Here is a 14,522-nt window from a genome sequence, read left to right as displayed (position 1 = left end):
CATTGCAGCACTCACTTAGGCCGTGAGGCCTCGCCCAGGCCTAGGTGAGTGCAGGGGCTGGTTGCTGGAGGACTTTGTCGATGATTCCGTAGTCCAACGCCTGCTCTGGGGTGAACCAGCGGTCTCGGTCGGAGTCTTCTTCGATCCGGTCGATCGGCTGGCCGGTGCGCTGGCTCAGCAGGCGGGCGAGGTCTTTCTTGGCGAGGACCGACTGCTCCGCCTGGATCTTGATGTCTGTCGCCGTTCCGCCCATCCCGCCGATCGGCTGGTGCATCATGATCCGGGCGTGCGGTAGTGAATACCGCTTACCTTCCGCCCCACAAGCCAGCAGCACCTGACCCATCGATGCGACCAGCCCCATCGCATACGTCGCCACGTCGTTGCTGATGAAGTTCATCGTGTCGTAGATCGCCAGCCCGGCCGACACGGATCCGCCGGGCGAGTTGATGTAGAGCGAGATGTCCGCCTTCGGATCCTCGGCGTTCAGCAGGATCAGCTGGGCGCACAAGGCGTTCGCGTTCTCGTCCTTGATCTCGTCGCCGAGCACGACGATGCGCTGCCAGAGCAGGCGCTGGTAGATGTGGTTGTCGAGGGCATTCGGTGCAGTGGTCTCGCTCATGTCATCCAGCGTCGCCGCCCCGCGCGGCGGAGTCCCAGGAATCTGCCCATGGCAGATCTGCCCACCGCAGACCTGCCCGGGGTGGCACACTCGACCTAAGGACACCGGAGCAGGGGAGGACCCAGACGTGTTGCTACGCCAGGTGATCGGAAACGTCTTCCGCCGGCTGCGGCGCGAGCGGGGGATCACCCTGCGCGAGCTCGCCGAGCAGGCCCAGGTCTCCGTGCCGTACCTCTCCGAGATCGAGCGCGGCCGCAAGGAACCCTCCTCAGAGATCCTCGCCGCCATCTGCCGGGCCCTCGACCTCGAGCTCGCCGACCTCCTCGCCGAGGTGCAGTTTGACCTGGCCACCGCGGTCCGCGCCACCCTGCCTGTACGCCTCCAGACCTCCTCGATCCGCGTCACCGAGTCGGCCCCGCAACGCGTGGTCTCGTCCCCGAACGCCTACTCCACCTCAGCCCAAGCCTTCGCCCTGGTCGCCTAAGCAGTGCTCTGGCACACCAACCCGTCCGCAAGGACCTGGCGTACTACGGCTGCGCCCGCAGACGTACTCACCTTCCACCAGACCCTGGACGGCTACCGCCCGACCCCGCTCACCTCAGTACCAGCCCTAGCGGCTGAACTGGGCATAGCCGAGCTCCTGGTCAAGGACGAGTCGCAGCGACTCGGCCTGCCCGCGTTCAAGGCGCTCGGAGCCTGGTGGGCAGTCCACCGCGCCTTGCAAGACCACCCGTCGACCACTGAGCTGGTCACCGCCACCGACGGCAACCACGGTCGAGCAGTAGCTCGGATGGCCAGGACCCTCAGCCTCAAGGCGCACGTGTTCATCCCCGCTGTGGTCAGCGACCGCGCCGTCGAGGCCATCCGCTCCGAGGGCGCCGTCGTCACCATCGTCGACGACTCGTACGACGCTGCGGTCGCCGCCGCGGCCGAGGAGGCGACAGGGGAGAGGCTGCTGATCCAGGACTCGGCCTGGCCCGGATACGAGGTCATCCCGCAGCACATCGTCGACGGATACTCGACGCTGTTCCGGGAGATCGACGTCGAGCCGGACCTGGTCGTAGTACCGATGGGTGTCGGCTCTGTCGCCCAAGCTGCTGTCACCCACTACCGCAGTGGACCGTTAACTCCGGTACTGCTCGGTGTAGAGCCGGCGAGCGCTGCCTGTGTCACCACAAGCTTGCGGGCAGGCGAGCTGCTCACTGTGCCGACAGGGCAGACGGTGATGGCGGGGTTGAACTGCGGTACGCCCTCAAGCCTCGCCTGGCCGGTACTGCGGGCCGGCCTCGACGCAGCGGTCACAGTGGAGGAGCACGAGGCAACCCTTGCCGTCCAGGACCTCGGTAGAGCCGGCATCTCATCAGGCGCCAGCGGAGCCGCCACCCTGGCCGGCCTGCGATCCGCACGCGACCTGCTGCCGTTGACTGCCCACAGCACAGTCGTGTTGATCAGTACGGAGGCTGCCCCGTGATCGACTACCGGACCCGCTTCCCAGTCGACGACACCGAGCTGTCCACCTTGCATGCACTCGCCTTCGAGTCCACGGTCGAGGTGCAGCCATGGGCCGCGCGGCTGGAGCGGCACGCGCTCACCTGGGTCGGTGCCTTCAGCAACGATCAGCTCGTCGGCTTCGTGCAGGTCTGCTGGGACGGTGGTGCGCACGCCTTTGTCCTCGACACAGCTGTCCACCCGTCATACGGGCGGCAAGGCATCGGCAAGGAGCTGGTTCGCCTCGCGGCCGAGGAGTCGAACGTGGCAGGCTGCGAGTGGCTGCATGTCGACTACGAGCCGCATCTCGCGGACTTCTACGTCAAGGCATGCGGCTTCTCGCCCACCGAGGCGGCCCTGCTCAAGCTCCGCTGAGTACTGCGGTCAGCCGCTCGGTCGACACGCAGGAGATCAAGTAGCGCTCCTTGGCGTCTCCGAGCAGCTGGGCGGTCCATGGCGTGAAGCCGCCGTCGCCCAGGTCGGCACCAGGGAGGGCGATGCCGAGCGCAGTACCGGAGTAGTAGTTGATTCCCTTCTCCCGTTGAGGATCCTCGGCGAACTCGACCTTCAGCGCAGGCCGTACCGTGTCGTCGATCCGCTCCCGTACTGCGGTCCGCTCGAACGTGGTGAACGTCAACTGTGCCTCGTCACCCAGTACGTCGTGCCAGTAGCGGAGATGGTCGACCAGCATCTCCGCCTCGATCCGCCCCGACCCGGTGTCCCGCGCGCTCGACACCAACGCGAACAGCTCGAAGTGCGCGAACATCCCTGGTCCGTCGACCAGTTGCGCGCGAACCACCCGCTGACAGGTGGCGAGGTCGACGCGGTCCTGGCCGGCGCGGCGGCGTACCGCGGCCTCGATCGCGAGCTGGTTGGTCGGATCGCTCGCGACCTCTGTACCGCGGATCGTGCTGACGACCATGTTCTGGTGAATGGTCGCCACCGCCGAGCACGTCCCCAGCGGTGTCAGCGGCGACAACTCCACGCCCGCGAACCGCTCCGGCAGGCGCTCCCACAGCATCGCCTGCGTCTTCACCAGCGCCCGCGGATCGACTCCGGACGGCCGCACGAACCGATCCTCCCGCCACCGCTGCACCAACCGTGCCGGCGTCACCGCAGCCGCCCGCTCCCGACTGACCTCGAGCAAAGCCGTCTGCAACTCCGACGGACTGAGCCCGCGCGTCAGCGCCTCCCGCACCCCGTCGGGAACTTTCCGCCAGACCCGCTCGCCCACGTCAGCCATCCCCAAAGCCTGCCGGACCGCCGGTGGAAAAGCTTCTCAATATCGTTCTGTACCAACTAGTATGTACGGCATGTACGCGATGCAGTACGAGCTGAATCTGCCGACGGACTACGACATGGGGATCATCCGGCGCCGGGTGGAGACGCTGGGGGACCGGACGGACGACTTCGAAGGGCTGGGGATCAAGGCGTACCTGGTGCAGGACCAGGCGAACGGGGCGATCGTGAATCAGTACGCGCCGTTCTATCTGTGGAACGACGCTGCGGGGATGGGGCGATTCCTGTGGGGCGGCGGGTTCTTCAGCGGGATCTGCCGGTCGTTCGGGCGGCCGGGTGTGCGGCACTGGACCGGCGCGGCGGCGAAGGCCGGAGCTGACGTGGACCAGCCGGCGCTGGGTGCGACGAAGAATGTGTGGAGGTTGCCTGCGGAGGTCGATCCGACGGAGCCGGTGGCCGAGGCGTTGGCCGCCTTGCAGCGCACCGTTGAGATGCCCGGTGTCCACAGTTCTGCGATCGCGGTGGATCCGGAGCGATGGGAGCTCGTGCATTTCACCTTGTGGAGCGGCGAGCCGGGGATCGTGCCGGGGACGCGGTACCAGGTGCTGCACTTGTCCACACCTGGAACAAAGGAGCTGTTCGGGTAGTGGGTTCGCGGTTATCTTCTGAGGTATGAACTACTCAGCGCCGCACCTTTGACAATCCAGCCGCCGACCTAACGCTGTCCCACGCAGTCTGTCTGCGCGGATCGTCGCCTTCGAGGCGCTGCAGGACTTCATCCCGCTGTATCCGGTGTATCAGCTGCTGTTCACCGATCACGGGCTCTCGGCGACGGAGGTCTCGTCGCTGTTCATCATCTGGTCCACGACCGCTTTCCTGCTCGAGGTGCCGTCCGGTGCCTGGGCGGATGTCTTCTCCCGGCGCAAACTGCTGGTGCTCGGCACGCTGATCCGCGGCCTGGGCTTCGCCGGCTGGATCGTCGTTCCTTCGTACGCCGGGTTCGCGCTCGGCTTCGTCCTGTGGGGAATCAGCTCCGCGCTGATCTCCGGCACCTTCGAAGCCCTCGTGTACGACGAACTCGCCGCGCGCGGAGCCGCCGACCGGTATGCCGGACTGATCGGCCGTGCCAAGTCGGCCGCGCTGGTCCTGAACCTGGCGGCGACCGCCTTGGCAGCACCACTGTTCAAGCTCGGCGGCTATCCACTGCTGGGCATCGTGAGTGTTGTGAGCTGCCTAGCTCAAGCGGCAGTTGCCGTGTCCCTACCGGAGGCGACCCGAGTCGCCACGGCCGACGAGACAAAGGAGGTGGAAGCAGCAACCGAACGCCTGGCTGGAGAACGCTCTGTCGCAGAGGGCACGGCCGGAGACGGACCCGTTGCCGAGCGGCCGGCTGGAGACGGACGCGTGGCCGAGCGGCCGGCCGGAGACGGGTCTGCCGCCGATGGCGTGCTCGGGCGGTACGTTGCGATGTTGCGTGCTGGGTTGTCGGAGGTGGCGACCAGCCGGGTTGTTCGTAAGGCTGTTGTGCTTGTGGCTCTGCTTGGTGGATTCCTGGCTTTCGATGAGTACTTTCCCTTGCTGGCAAGGGGAATCGGTGCTTCGACGGCGCTCGTGCCGTTGCTGATCGCAGGGACGGTTGCCGCGCAGGCGATTGGTGGCGCGCTCGCGGGTCCGGCGTACCGGATGCGGGGGTGGGTGCTCGGTGTCGGACTGGCGTTGTCCGCGGGGTTGCTGGCGTGGGGTGCGTTGAGTGGGACGGCTGTCGGGTTCGTGCCGATCGCGCTCGGGTACGGCTTCATGCAGCTCGTCATCATCGTCGCCGAGGCACGGCTGCAGGACGCCATCACGGGTCCGGCGCGGGCGACGGTGACCTCGGTGTCAGGACTGTTCGCCGAAGTCTTCGCCGTCTTGGTCTATGCGGGATTCGCCCTGGGAGCAGTCTGGTTCGCGTTGCCGGTATTGGTGGCCGGTCTGACGATCCCGTTGTTCCTGACTGCTCTGATCACGCCGGCGGCGCTACCGCCGCCGGCTTCACAAAGCGAGCAGGGCGCCGAGGGATGAGGCAACGCGATCGACGAACGTGGTCCGGCGATCGTCCGTGGTCGAGGCCAGGGAGAGGAAGGGGTTGAGGTCCTCGAGCTCGACCAGCAGCAGTTCGCCGGCGCCGGTTGCGCCGGCCGTGGTCGTGCTGGTGCGGCAGGCGTCGACTCGTTGGATGCCGTGGTCGATGGTGTTCCAGTCGACGAAGCGCTGGGCGAAGGCCAGGTCGGCCTCAGTCGGTTGGTACGGCGCGAGTTCCCAGCGGTGCCTGGGATCCGGTGTGTACAGCGCGTACTGGAAGTCGCGATCGACGAAGTAGAACGACACCTCGTACTGGAAGTCGACCAACGGCTGCGCGAGCAGCCCGTCGAGCGCGAGCGTGCTCAGCTCCTCCCGCGATACCTTGCGGAGCCCGATCGAGTCCGAGCCCAGCTTCGGCTTCACCAGATAACCAGCTGACTCCGGCAACGTCGACGGATCGCTGTCGGTCGTCGGGATCACCGGATAGCCCGCGTCGCTCAACTCCACCAGATACTGCTTGCCGACCATGTCGGCCTTACCGCTGAGCTGGTTGAACACCCGCGTCCCCCGCGCGATCGCCTCAGCCCGGAACTCGTCGTACTCAGCCTGAAAGTGCAGCACCGGCCCGCTGTTGCGCACGATCACCGCGTCGAACCGGTCCATCAACCCGACCGCATCCAACGGATGACACAACGCCAGATCGAAGTGCTCCCGCAACTCCCGGGTCAGATACGCGTCCTCATCCCCATACCGCCGCCCCCGAGCCGGATAAGTCAGATCACTGACGTAGAGAACCTTGGCGCGCATCGAAACCTCCGGGCAGTAGCAATCGACTGTCGTGTTCTTACAAGCAGCGGATGACGCGCTGCGGCTAGTGTCCGGGGCATGTCCGACAACTCAACGACAGCAGCATTCACCATCGAGCTGCAACCCGGCGAAGCATTACTGGACGCGACCGGCCGCTTCGACTTCACCAAGGTATGGACCGGTGGAATGGCTGGAACCAGCACCGGCTTCATGCTGTCGGCGGGTGACCCGGCCGCGGGCAAGGCGGGATACGTCGCGCTGGAGCTGTTCCAAGGCAGCCTCGATGGGCTGAACGGCAGCGTCGTGCTGCAGCAGTTCGGGACGATGAACGGCGAGAGCACCCTGTACTACGAGTTCGCCCCGGGCTCCGGCACCGCCGAACTGGCCGGCGTCAGTGGCTCCCTTGAGATCGACAGCTCGGGTGGAGGACACAACGTCCGGATTCGCTACCAGCTGAGCTGATTACAGGGCGAAACGGGTGGCGATGCCGTCGACAAGCAAAGCGATGCCGGTCGCGAAACCGGTGTCGAAGTCGTAGGCCAGGCCCTCCGCGCCCAGCTCGGTGACCACACGGACCAGTGTTGGCGCCTTGCCGGGAGGTAAGGCGCTGACTCGGGCGAGTAGGTCGGGGGCGAGGTCGAAGGTTTCGGCGCGGACCGATGCCTCGCCGAGGCTGAAGCCGTGGATGAAGTCGATGATGGTGTTGACGGCCTCGACGATCTGGCGTGGATCGGCGCCTGCCCGGTCGAGGGAGCGGTAGAACGGTTCGACGACGACCACGACGACGTCCGATACCGCCGAGGTGTCCGAGAGGATCTGCAGGGCGAGGTTCGGATGGGCGCGCAACGCGTCCCGATAGGCGGCGGCCGCGGTCTTCAGCTCGTCCTTCCACGGCACGCTGTCGTCGGGCGGGGTGGACTCCAGCTGCGCGAAGACGAGCTCGGCCAGCCCGGCGAAGACGGCCGCCTTGTTCGGTAGGTGATGGTAGATCGACATCGGGTTCACGCCGAGCGTCGAGGCGAGCCGGCGCATCGTCATCGCCTCCAGGCCCTCGGTGTCGACGATCCGCAGCGCCGCTTCGAGGATGGCGTGCCGGCTGAGCCGCTCTTCCCCTGCTCGTGGCCGTCCCGAGCGGCCCGGAAGTGGCTTGCCAGCATTAACCATACGTCGTATGGTACGAAATCATACAACGTATGGCTACACCGGGAGGCAGTAGATGAGCGAGAAGACCCTGGCGGGCAAGGTGGCGTTGGTGGCCGGCGGGACGCGGGCGGCCGGACGAGGGATCGCGGTCCAGCTCGGCGCGGCCGGCGCGACCGTCTACGTGACAGGCCGGTCCACCAGAGCACAGCGCTCGGAGATGGATCGCCCCGAGACGATCGAGGAGACCGCCGAGCTCGTCGACGCGGCCGGCGGTCGCGGGATCGCAGTACGGGTTGATCACACCGATCCCGAGCAGGTGAAGGCGCTCGTCGAGCGGATCGAGTCCGAGCAGGGTGCGCTGCACATCCTCGTGAACGACATCTGGGGCCAGACCGGCGAACCGAGCTGGGACAAGACCGTCTGGGAGTCGCCGCTCGACGACGGGCTCAAGCTGTTCCGGCTCGGCGTCGAGACGCACGCGATCACCAGCCACTTCGCGTTGCCGTTGCTGATCAAGTCGCCCGGCGGCCTGGTGGTCGAGATGACCGACGGCACGGACGAGTACAACGCGACCAACTACCGCGTCTCGTTCTTCTACGACGTCGCGAAGGGAGCGGTCAGCCGGATGGCCTTCGCGCTGGCGCATGAGCTCGAGAAGTACGACACGACCTCGATCCTGCTCACTCCCGGCTGGCTGCGTTCGGAGGCGATGCTCGACGGCTTCGGCGTCACCGAGGACAACTGGCGCGACGCGACCGAGCGCATCCCGCACTTCGCAATCTCCGAGAGCCCTTCGTACGTCGGACGCGCAGTGGCCGCACTGGCCGCCGACCCCGACGTCTCCCGGTACCACGGCAAGTCACTGTCCAGCGGCGAACTGGCCAAGGTCTACGGCTTCACCGACCTCGACGGCAGCCAACCAGACGCCTGGCGCTACATCGTCGAGGTCGAATCCCAGGGCAAGCCAGCCGACACCACCGGCTACCGCTGACCGCCTAGAGCTTGTACGGCGAGCAGACGCCGAACCCGGAATCCCTAGCAGGCAAGGGAATCCCGGAACTGTCCAGTGCCATCTGCGGATGCGCAGCAGCAATCGGTACTCCGCTAGCCGCCGCCAACGCCAGCACCTCCCGCCGTGACGTCACCGCAACCGCCGGGTCCCTCTCGTAAACATAGGTCAACTCCGGCCAGCGCCCCTGCGCCGGATGCACCAGCACATCGCCCCCGAGCACAGCCCGCGAAGTCACCACGCACTGATGCCCAGGCGTGTGCCCCGGCGTAGGCAACAACCGCACTCCACCGTCGAGCGACACCTCTCCGTCCACAGCCCGCATCTGCCCAGCATCCTCAAGCGGCCTGACCAACCGCTCGTACGTCGCCGACCCCCGCGCATGCTCAACCTCGGCCTGCTGCACCACGTACGTCGCGTTCCCAAACCGCGGCACCGCCTCGGCCAGATTCCATCCCGCGTGATCCAGATGAATGTGTGTCAACACCACGGTGTCGACCTCCCCAGCCGCCACCCCCGCCGACTTCAGCAAGGCCGGCAACCGCCCAGCCGTCCCCAACCACTCAGCCGCCTCACCGCCGGCCGGCCCGATCCCCGTATCAACCAGCAGAACACCAGCCGCCGAAGTCACCAGGTAGCTATGAAAATGCAGCCACCATCCACCCTCGGCCGCCACATTCCCCGGCGCGGCCACCGCCGTCCACTCAGCCTCCGCTGCAGACCAGCCCGGCAACGCCGTCTCCACCGACTCCGGAAACACCGCCACCGCATCACACAAGACCGTCACGTCCACGCGGCAAACCCTCCAAAGAAAGCTAGTCTCCCAAGCGGCGAGCGAGGTGGACGTGGACCTGCGCGTCGAGTTCCACGGTCTCGGGGAGAGCCTCGAGGGTCCGCCGGAAGACCTCGTCCCGATCGGCGGGCGAGAGCAGCACGTACGCCGAAACCGTCGAGAGCTGCCCGACGTAGTCGACGGCGCTCATCGGCAGGAGCCGTTCGATCACCACCTGCCGTACATCGGTGAACCACTCGGACTGCTCAAGCTCCGTGCCCGGCCATTGCATCGGGCGATCCGCCGATGTCCCGTCGGGCGATGGCACGCCGTCGTCATCCAAGTACGGCAAGCGGGCCGCGCGCGCCGCCTCCTGGAGATCCGGATCGGCCAGCTGGATCGGCACCCCGAAGTTGGCGAACACCCCACCCGGCTGGACGAGTGCGGCCATCCGCTCCCACCGGCCCACCGGGTTGGTCCAATGCAGCGCCGCAGCCGAATACACCAGCCCGTACGACGTATCCAGCGGCAAGTCCTCGAAAGCGGCTTGCACGGTGGTGACGTTTGCTGGCAACTGCTTGCGCAACTCCGCGAGCATCGCCGCGTCCGGTTCGGTCGCCGTGACCGCGATCCCGCCCTGCGCGAACAGACGCGTCGCCTTGCCAGTCCCAGCGCCGATCTCGAGCGCCGTCCGGATCGGCGGCTCACCGGCGTACTCCGTCACCAGCTCGAGGAGTTCCAGCGGATACCCCGGCCGGAACCGGTCGTACGCCTCCGCCACCGACCCGAAGCTCAAAGCGCGCTCAACCATGCCTGGCATCCTGGCATCTTCCGCGCTCCGGGCGCCTGCCATTTATCCCACCAGCATCCAGGCTGCCAGTCCGGCCATCAGGAGCGCGATGGTGCCGTCCAGGTACTGCCAGGCGCGCGGGCGAGCGAAGATCGGGCCGAGCCGCCGGGCGAAGAAGCCGAGCGTGAAGAACCAGGCGAAGCTGGCGGAGACCGAGCCGAGGCCGTAGATCCAGCGACCATCGGTACCGCGCTGGTTGGCCAGCGACCCGAGCAGGACGACGGTGTCCAGGTACACGTGCGGGTTGAGATAGGTGAATCCGAGGCAGGTCAGTACGACGCTGCGCAAGGCGCTCGGGGCGTGATCGGCCGGGCTGAGCGCCGACGGGTTCAGGGCCCGGCGAGCCGCGATCACGGCGTACGTGAGAAGGAAGAGTGCGCCTCCGTAGCGCGCGATGTGGAGTGCGGTCCGGCTGCCGGTGATCAACGCGCCGAGGCCGGCGATGCCGCTCGAGATGAGCACGGCGTCGGAGAGCGCGCAGATCAGTACCACCGGCAGCACGTGTTCGCGGCGCAGGCCTTGGCGGAGGACGAAGGCGTTCTGCGCGCCGATCGCGACGATCAGCGACAGTGTGGTGGCAAAGCCGGCAAGCAGGGGCATGCCTCGACCGTAGAAGCCGACCCGAAGACAAACCAGCTAAACTTCCTACGCCACCATTAGCAGTTCTTAAGAGGCGAAAATGCAGCTCGACTCAGCTCAGCTGGACACTTTCGCGGCCGTGATCGATGAGGGCAGTTTCGATGCGGCGGCCCGGAAGCTGATGATCACGCCGTCGGCGGTCAGTCAGCGGATCAAAGCGATGGAGAGCCGCCTCGGCCATGTCCTGGTCCAGCGGACCAAACCCGCCCGCGCCACCGAAGCAGGCGAGGCCGTACTACGCCACGCCCGCCAGGTCTCCTTGCTGGAGGTCGAGACGATCGCCGCCGTCAAGGGAAGGCTCGAAGGCCTCCGCCTCCCGATCGCGGTCAACGCCGACTCACTCAACAACTGGTTCCTGCCCGTTCTCTTCGCCGTCCCGCCCGAGCTGGTGACCGCATTCGATCTGCACCAAGAAGACCAGGACCACTCGGCCGAGCTGCTGCGCAACGGCACCGTACTGGCCGCGGTCACCGGCGATCCCCGACCGGTCCAGGGCTGCCGCGTCCAACCGCTCGGCAAGATGCGGTACCTCTCCGTCGCCACCCCCGAGTTCGCGGACCGCTGGCTGACCGGCAAACCGTTGCCTGAGGCACTCGAAACTGCGCCGATGATCGTCTTCAACGCCAAGGACATGCTCCAGCACCGCCTGCTCCGCAAAGTCACCCGGCGCCGGCTCGACCCGCCGACCCACTCGATCCCCGCGCCGGGGCCGTTCGTCCGGGCGATCCGGCTCGGCCTCGGCTGGGGGATGATCGAGGAGGAAATGGTGGAGGATGAGCTGGCCGACGGCCGCTTGGTAGAGGTTGCCCAGGGCAAGTATGTCGATGTGCCGCTGTACTGGCAGCACTGGAAGCTCGACTCCGCCGTCCTGGACGCCCTCACCGCTGCTGTGCTCCAGGCTGCTGAGGCAGGTCTGCGGACGCGTTGACCGAGTAGTCCGGCAGCTCGATCGAGTTGCCCACCTTCAATGGCAGCTCGTCGATCAGCTTGCGCCACGGCAGGTACGGCAGCAGCTTGAAGTTCAGGTTCCGGATCCTCAGAAACGCCTTGCTACCAGGCACAAACCACTGGCCACTGTCCTTTCCCTGCTTCTGGCAAGCCTTGACGAACCCCCGCATCCGCTCCTCGTACGCCGGCAAGCCCAGCACGTGATCGCCACCAGCCGCCGCCAACTCACCCGCCAGCACGTACGCCCCGACGATCGCGAGACTCGTCCCCATCCCGGACAGCGGTGAAGCGCAGTACCCCGCGTCGCCCACCAGCGAGATCCGCCCGATCGAGTAGCTCGGCATCTTGATCTGGCTGACCGAGTCGAAGTACCAGTCCGGCGACCCGGCGATACCGGACAGCAGCCGTGGTACCTCCCAGCCGACTCCCGCGAAGGCGTCGGTGAGGATCCGCTGCTGCGCCGCCGCGTCGTGCCGGTCGTACTTCAACGGCTCCGACGTGAAGTAGAACAGCGCCTTCGCCTCGGTGTTGTCCCGCGCGCTGTAGGTGCCGGCCGTCTTGCCGGGCACGTTCACGAACCGGGCCGTGTGGTCGAGGCCGAGGTGATTCGGGACGGTGAAGACGGAGTTGTAGTAACCGAGATCGTGGATGTACTGCGACTCGGGCCCGAAGGCGATCCGGCGTACGTTCGAATGCAGCCCGTCCGCGCCGATCACCAGGTCGAAGCGCCGCGAGCCGCTGCGCTCGAAGGTGACGTCGACGCCGGTCTCGTCCTGCCGCAGTGTCGTGATCGAGTCGTCGAACAGGTACTCGACCTTGGCCCGGGTGGCGTCGTACAGGATCTCGACCAGGTCGCCGCGGAGCACCTCGAGCTCGCCGCTGAGCACAGTCGACTTCATCACGGCGACCGGCTTGCCCGCCTCGTTCACGTACGTCAGCTCGCCGAGCTCGGTCGCCTTCGCCCGGACCTGATCCAGCAGGCCCATCCGCTCGAGCACCTTCAGCGAGGCGCCGCGGAAGTCCACCGCGTAGCCGCCGGGCCGTGGCTCGGGCGCCCGCTCGACCACGGTCGGGGTGTAGCCGAAGCGCTCCAGCCAGAACGCCAGCGCGGGTCCGGCGACGCTCGCACCCGAGATCAGCACCGTCTTGTTCGTCATTTTCAGCTCCTGGAGGTGGGGTGACGAGACGACTGTACGATGGTCTAAGACAGTTGTGCAAGACGTTTGTGTCAGACGTCGGCTAGGATCGTGGCATGGGAAATCGCGAGGCGCTGATCGAGGGCGCGAAGACCTGCCTGATGGAGAAGGGCTACAGCCGGACCACCGCGCGCGACATCGCGACGGCGGCCGGGGTGAGCCTGGCCGCGATCGGCTATCACTTCGGGTCCAAGGAAGCGCTGATGAACGAGGCGATGCGTCAGGCGCTGGACGAGTGGGGCGCCGACGTCGGCAAGGCGATGAGCGCCGAGTTGCCGGGTGAGGTCGACGTCCGGGAGCGGTTCGCCGCCACCTGGGGTCAAGCGGTGAAGACGCTGGAGTCGCCGCAGACGCGCGCGCTGTGGGTCACGCAGTACGAGGTGCTGAGCCTGGGCGCGCATCTGCCTGAGCTGCTCGAGGCGTTGTCGAAGATGCAGGGCGAGGCGCGCGAGGGGCTGGCGATGCTGTTCGGGTCGGCCGATGAGAACACCGACCCGGAGACGGTCCAGCAGGTCGGCACCTTCTACCAGGCGCTGATGCTCGGCGTGATCGCCCTCTGGCTCTTCGACCCCGAGAAGGCGCCCAAGGGTGAAGACCTGGCCAAGGCGATCCAACTCATCTCGACCCAGCTAGGGTCGTGAGATGAAGAAAGCGCTACCGGCGGCCTTCGGCCTGCTGCTGACGGTTCTCGGTGTGGTGTGGGCGTTGCAGGGGCTCGGCTACATCGGCGGCAGTTCGATGTCGGGCAAGCAGATCTGGGCGGTCATCGGCCCGGTGGTCGCGGCCTTCGGGATCTCCCTGCTCTACGTCACTTTCCGGGGTCCGCAGAAGCGTTAGTGCCCCGTAGGCGGTGTAGCGTCCCAGCGCATCGCCATTGGATTGTCGTCCGGTACCAAGCCGGCGGCAATGATCGCGCCGCTGATCGGCCGGACGAGCCGGTCCAGCTCCTCCGCGTCGGCGTCGCCGAAGGCTGCCCATCCCTGCTCGGCGAGTCGATCAGTCGTGTCCTCGACCGACTGCCGCAGCGACTGCCCGGCATCAGTCAGTACGCCGTCCGCGGTGAGCAACCCGCGTGCCTGGAGATCCTCGGACGCGGCCGCCCACTCGTCGTCGCTCCAGCGCCGGTTGAGCTGGAAGACCTCCTTGGACGGGCCGCCCGCCGCGGACAGGGTCACGAGCGCCTGGCACGGAGACAGCCCGGCCGCGACCAGCGCGGAGACGTGTCCGTCGCCGCGAGACTCCCGCAGGATCGTGGTGGCTTGCCACAACACGAGGTGGGGCTCGTCGGGCCAGGGGAGTGCTGCGTTGGCCGCTGCAAGGGGCCGGCCGGCCGTCGGGGCCAGCTCGGCTGCGTGTCGGGCCAATTCGGCGGCGCGGCGTATCGGCGTACCGGCTGGGTCTGAGCCGGGGAAGGCGCGTACTGCGCTGTCTACCGCCTGCAGGCGTGTGGTCAGGAGCTGCGCGGGCGTGGCGAAGGTCCATGCGTCGGGGATAGCGCGGGCGACCATCGACGGGTGGAAGTTGTAGAAGATCGCCGTAACGAGCTCGGGACTGACCGCGCCAAGCGGAGCGGCCCGGCAGGCGAAGTAGCTCATCCAGCCGCCACGCAGGCCAAGCGCGTCAGTGGCCTTGCGGGTGTCGGGTGCGAAGTACGTGATCGCGTGAAACGGCTCCAGGACTTTCCACAGCCGGCGGGCGCGCGAGTCGGTCATGCCCCCGATCAAAGCAGATGGAACCTCGGCGATGAGAGG

Annotated in this window: 19 protein-coding genes; 10 read left to right on the top strand and 9 right to left on the bottom strand. The window is 67.0% G+C overall.

All coding sequences use genetic code 11. The features are described from left to right. Window positions 1-40: 40 nt before the first annotated feature. Window positions 41-628, bottom strand: a complete 588-nt coding sequence (locus ABD116_RS37605; protein ID WP_425552238.1) for a ClpP family protease — start codon at window positions 626-628, stop codon at window positions 41-43. A gap of 118 nt (window positions 629-746) precedes the next feature. Here ABD116_RS37605 and ABD116_RS37600 point away from each other — a divergent pair, with 118 nt between their 5' ends. Genes ABD116_RS37600 through ABD116_RS37590 form a run of 3 tightly spaced genes read left to right on the top strand, consistent with a single transcriptional unit; the run spans window position 747 to window position 2,482 of the window. Beyond that, window positions 747-1,103 carry a helix-turn-helix domain-containing protein gene (locus ABD116_RS37600; protein ID WP_343982119.1) on the top strand — a complete coding sequence of 119 codons (357 nt, stop codon included), beginning with the start codon at window positions 747-749 and terminating at the stop codon, window positions 1,101-1,103. Between the two features lie 3 nt (window positions 1,104-1,106). Further along, a complete protein-coding gene (locus ABD116_RS37595) occupies window positions 1,107-2,090 on the top strand; it encodes a pyridoxal-phosphate dependent enzyme (RefSeq protein WP_343982116.1) in 984 nt (327 codons plus the stop codon). Continuing rightward, the gene (locus ABD116_RS37590) at window positions 2,087-2,482 is read left to right on the top strand and encodes a GNAT family N-acetyltransferase (protein ID WP_343982112.1); all 396 of its coding nucleotides are present in this window, start codon (window positions 2,087-2,089) and stop codon (window positions 2,480-2,482) included. Before ABD116_RS37595 ends, ABD116_RS37590 begins: the two co-directional genes overlap by 4 nt. On the opposite strand, the gene ABD116_RS37585 is transcribed toward ABD116_RS37590, so the two are convergent. After that, window positions 2,469-3,350, bottom strand: a complete 882-nt coding sequence (locus ABD116_RS37585; RefSeq protein ID WP_343982108.1) for a hypothetical protein — start codon at window positions 3,348-3,350, stop codon at window positions 2,469-2,471. The genes ABD116_RS37590 and ABD116_RS37585 overlap by 14 nt on opposite strands. Window positions 3,351-3,420: 70 nt before the next feature. Between ABD116_RS37585 and ABD116_RS37580 the strand changes: the two genes are divergently transcribed. Together ABD116_RS37580 and ABD116_RS37575 are read left to right on the top strand one after the other, a co-directional pair. After that, window positions 3,421-3,993, top strand: a complete 573-nt coding sequence (locus ABD116_RS37580) for a DUF4865 family protein (protein WP_343982104.1) — start codon at window positions 3,421-3,423, stop codon at window positions 3,991-3,993. A 145-nt stretch (window positions 3,994-4,138) separates the two neighbouring features. Then, on the top strand, window positions 4,139-5,407 hold the full coding sequence (locus ABD116_RS37575; protein WP_343982101.1) for an MFS transporter: 1,269 nt from the start codon (window positions 4,139-4,141) through the stop codon (window positions 5,405-5,407). Here the strand turns inward: ABD116_RS37575 and ABD116_RS37570 are convergent. After that, window positions 5,378-6,214, bottom strand: a complete 837-nt coding sequence (locus tag ABD116_RS37570) for an ATP-grasp domain-containing protein (RefSeq protein ID WP_343982098.1) — start codon at window positions 6,212-6,214, stop codon at window positions 5,378-5,380. The genes ABD116_RS37575 and ABD116_RS37570 overlap by 30 nt on opposite strands. Window positions 6,215-6,292: 78 nt before the next feature. Between ABD116_RS37570 and ABD116_RS37565 the strand changes: the two genes are divergently transcribed. Next, window positions 6,293-6,676, top strand: coding sequence for a DUF3224 domain-containing protein (locus tag ABD116_RS37565; protein ID WP_343982095.1), 384 nt, complete (start codon window positions 6,293-6,295; stop codon window positions 6,674-6,676). Here ABD116_RS37565 and ABD116_RS37560 read toward each other — a convergent pair whose 3' ends face one another. Then, window positions 6,677-7,378, bottom strand: coding sequence for a TetR/AcrR family transcriptional regulator (locus tag ABD116_RS37560; protein ID WP_343982092.1), 702 nt, complete (start codon window positions 7,376-7,378; stop codon window positions 6,677-6,679). A 52-nt stretch (window positions 7,379-7,430) separates the two neighbouring features. Here ABD116_RS37560 and ABD116_RS37555 point away from each other — a divergent pair, with 52 nt between their 5' ends. After that, window positions 7,431-8,348: an SDR family oxidoreductase gene (locus tag ABD116_RS37555; RefSeq protein ID WP_343982090.1), complete on the top strand. Its 918-nt coding sequence runs from the start codon at window positions 7,431-7,433 to the stop codon at window positions 8,346-8,348. 4 nt (window positions 8,349-8,352) lie between these two features. Here ABD116_RS37555 and ABD116_RS37550 read toward each other — a convergent pair whose 3' ends face one another. From ABD116_RS37550 to ABD116_RS37540, 3 genes are read right to left on the bottom strand one after another with little or no spacing between them, the layout of a single operon-like run. After that, window positions 8,353-9,159, bottom strand: coding sequence for an MBL fold metallo-hydrolase (locus tag ABD116_RS37550; RefSeq protein WP_343982087.1), 807 nt, complete (start codon window positions 9,157-9,159; stop codon window positions 8,353-8,355). Between the two features lie 22 nt (window positions 9,160-9,181). Then, complete coding sequence (locus tag ABD116_RS37545; RefSeq protein WP_343982084.1) at window positions 9,182-9,949, bottom strand: class I SAM-dependent methyltransferase; 768 nt, start codon at window positions 9,947-9,949, stop codon at window positions 9,182-9,184. Between the two features lie 42 nt (window positions 9,950-9,991). After that, window positions 9,992-10,588, bottom strand: a complete 597-nt coding sequence (locus ABD116_RS37540; protein WP_343982081.1) for a LysE/ArgO family amino acid transporter — start codon at window positions 10,586-10,588, stop codon at window positions 9,992-9,994. Between the two features lie 79 nt (window positions 10,589-10,667). Here ABD116_RS37540 and ABD116_RS37535 point away from each other — a divergent pair, with 79 nt between their 5' ends. Beyond that, complete coding sequence (locus ABD116_RS37535) at window positions 10,668-11,555, top strand: LysR family transcriptional regulator ArgP (RefSeq protein ID WP_343982078.1); 888 nt, start codon at window positions 10,668-10,670, stop codon at window positions 11,553-11,555. Here the strand turns inward: ABD116_RS37535 and ABD116_RS37530 are convergent. Beyond that, window positions 11,506-12,732, bottom strand: a complete 1,227-nt coding sequence (locus ABD116_RS37530; RefSeq protein ID WP_343982076.1) for an FAD-dependent monooxygenase — start codon at window positions 12,730-12,732, stop codon at window positions 11,506-11,508. The two genes, ABD116_RS37535 and ABD116_RS37530, sit on opposite strands and share 50 nt — an antisense overlap. Window positions 12,733-12,827: 95 nt before the next feature. Here ABD116_RS37530 and ABD116_RS37525 point away from each other — a divergent pair, with 95 nt between their 5' ends. Together ABD116_RS37525 and ABD116_RS37520 are read left to right on the top strand one after the other, a co-directional pair. Further along, a complete protein-coding gene (locus ABD116_RS37525; protein WP_343982073.1) occupies window positions 12,828-13,412 on the top strand; it encodes a TetR/AcrR family transcriptional regulator in 585 nt (194 codons plus the stop codon). A 1-nt stretch (window position 13,413) separates the two neighbouring features. Beyond that, window positions 13,414-13,608: a hypothetical protein gene (locus ABD116_RS37520; protein ID WP_343982070.1), complete on the top strand. Its 195-nt coding sequence runs from the start codon at window positions 13,414-13,416 to the stop codon at window positions 13,606-13,608. On the opposite strand, the gene ABD116_RS37515 is transcribed toward ABD116_RS37520, so the two are convergent. Then, entirely contained in the window at window positions 13,605-14,483 is an 879-nt protein-coding gene (locus tag ABD116_RS37515; RefSeq protein ID WP_343982067.1) for an SCO6745 family protein, read from the bottom strand. The genes ABD116_RS37520 and ABD116_RS37515 overlap by 4 nt on opposite strands. Window positions 14,484-14,522 lie beyond the last annotated feature (39 nt).

The sequence above is a fragment of the Kribbella koreensis genome (assembly GCF_039525325.1).
In the GTDB taxonomy this organism is placed as follows: Bacteria; Actinomycetota; Actinomycetes; order Propionibacteriales; family Kribbellaceae; genus Kribbella; species Kribbella koreensis.
The sequence above is the reverse complement of the archived record's forward strand: the minus strand, read 5'-3'. Positions and strand labels throughout refer to the sequence as shown.

Coding starts and splice junctions, on each gene's coding strand:
- ABD116_RS37585 (WP_343982108.1), bottom strand. CDS start 3,350: ATGGCTGACGTGGGCGAGCGGGTCTGGCGGAAAGTTCCCGACGGGGTG.
- ABD116_RS37580 (WP_343982104.1), top strand. CDS start 3,421: ATGTACGCGATGCAGTACGAGCTGAATCTGCCGACGGACTACGACATG.
- ABD116_RS37570 (WP_343982098.1), bottom strand. CDS start 6,214: ATGCGCGCCAAGGTTCTCTACGTCAGTGATCTGACTTATCCGGCTCGG.
- ABD116_RS37565 (WP_343982095.1), top strand. CDS start 6,293: ATGTCCGACAACTCAACGACAGCAGCATTCACCATCGAGCTGCAACCC.
- ABD116_RS37560 (WP_343982092.1), bottom strand. CDS start 7,378: ATGGTTAATGCTGGCAAGCCACTTCCGGGCCGCTCGGGACGGCCACGA.
- ABD116_RS37555 (WP_343982090.1), top strand. CDS start 7,431: ATGAGCGAGAAGACCCTGGCGGGCAAGGTGGCGTTGGTGGCCGGCGGG.
- ABD116_RS37545 (WP_343982084.1), bottom strand. CDS start 9,949: ATGGTTGAGCGCGCTTTGAGCTTCGGGTCGGTGGCGGAGGCGTACGAC.
- ABD116_RS37540 (WP_343982081.1), bottom strand. CDS start 10,588: ATGCCCCTGCTTGCCGGCTTTGCCACCACACTGTCGCTGATCGTCGCG.
- ABD116_RS37535 (WP_343982078.1), top strand. CDS start 10,668: ATGCAGCTCGACTCAGCTCAGCTGGACACTTTCGCGGCCGTGATCGAT.
- ABD116_RS37530 (WP_343982076.1), bottom strand. CDS start 12,732: ATGACGAACAAGACGGTGCTGATCTCGGGTGCGAGCGTCGCCGGACCC.
- ABD116_RS37525 (WP_343982073.1), top strand. CDS start 12,828: ATGGGAAATCGCGAGGCGCTGATCGAGGGCGCGAAGACCTGCCTGATG.
- ABD116_RS37520 (WP_343982070.1), top strand. CDS start 13,414: ATGAAGAAAGCGCTACCGGCGGCCTTCGGCCTGCTGCTGACGGTTCTC.
- ABD116_RS37515 (WP_343982067.1), bottom strand. CDS start 14,483: ATGACCGACTCGCGCGCCCGCCGGCTGTGGAAAGTCCTGGAGCCGTTT.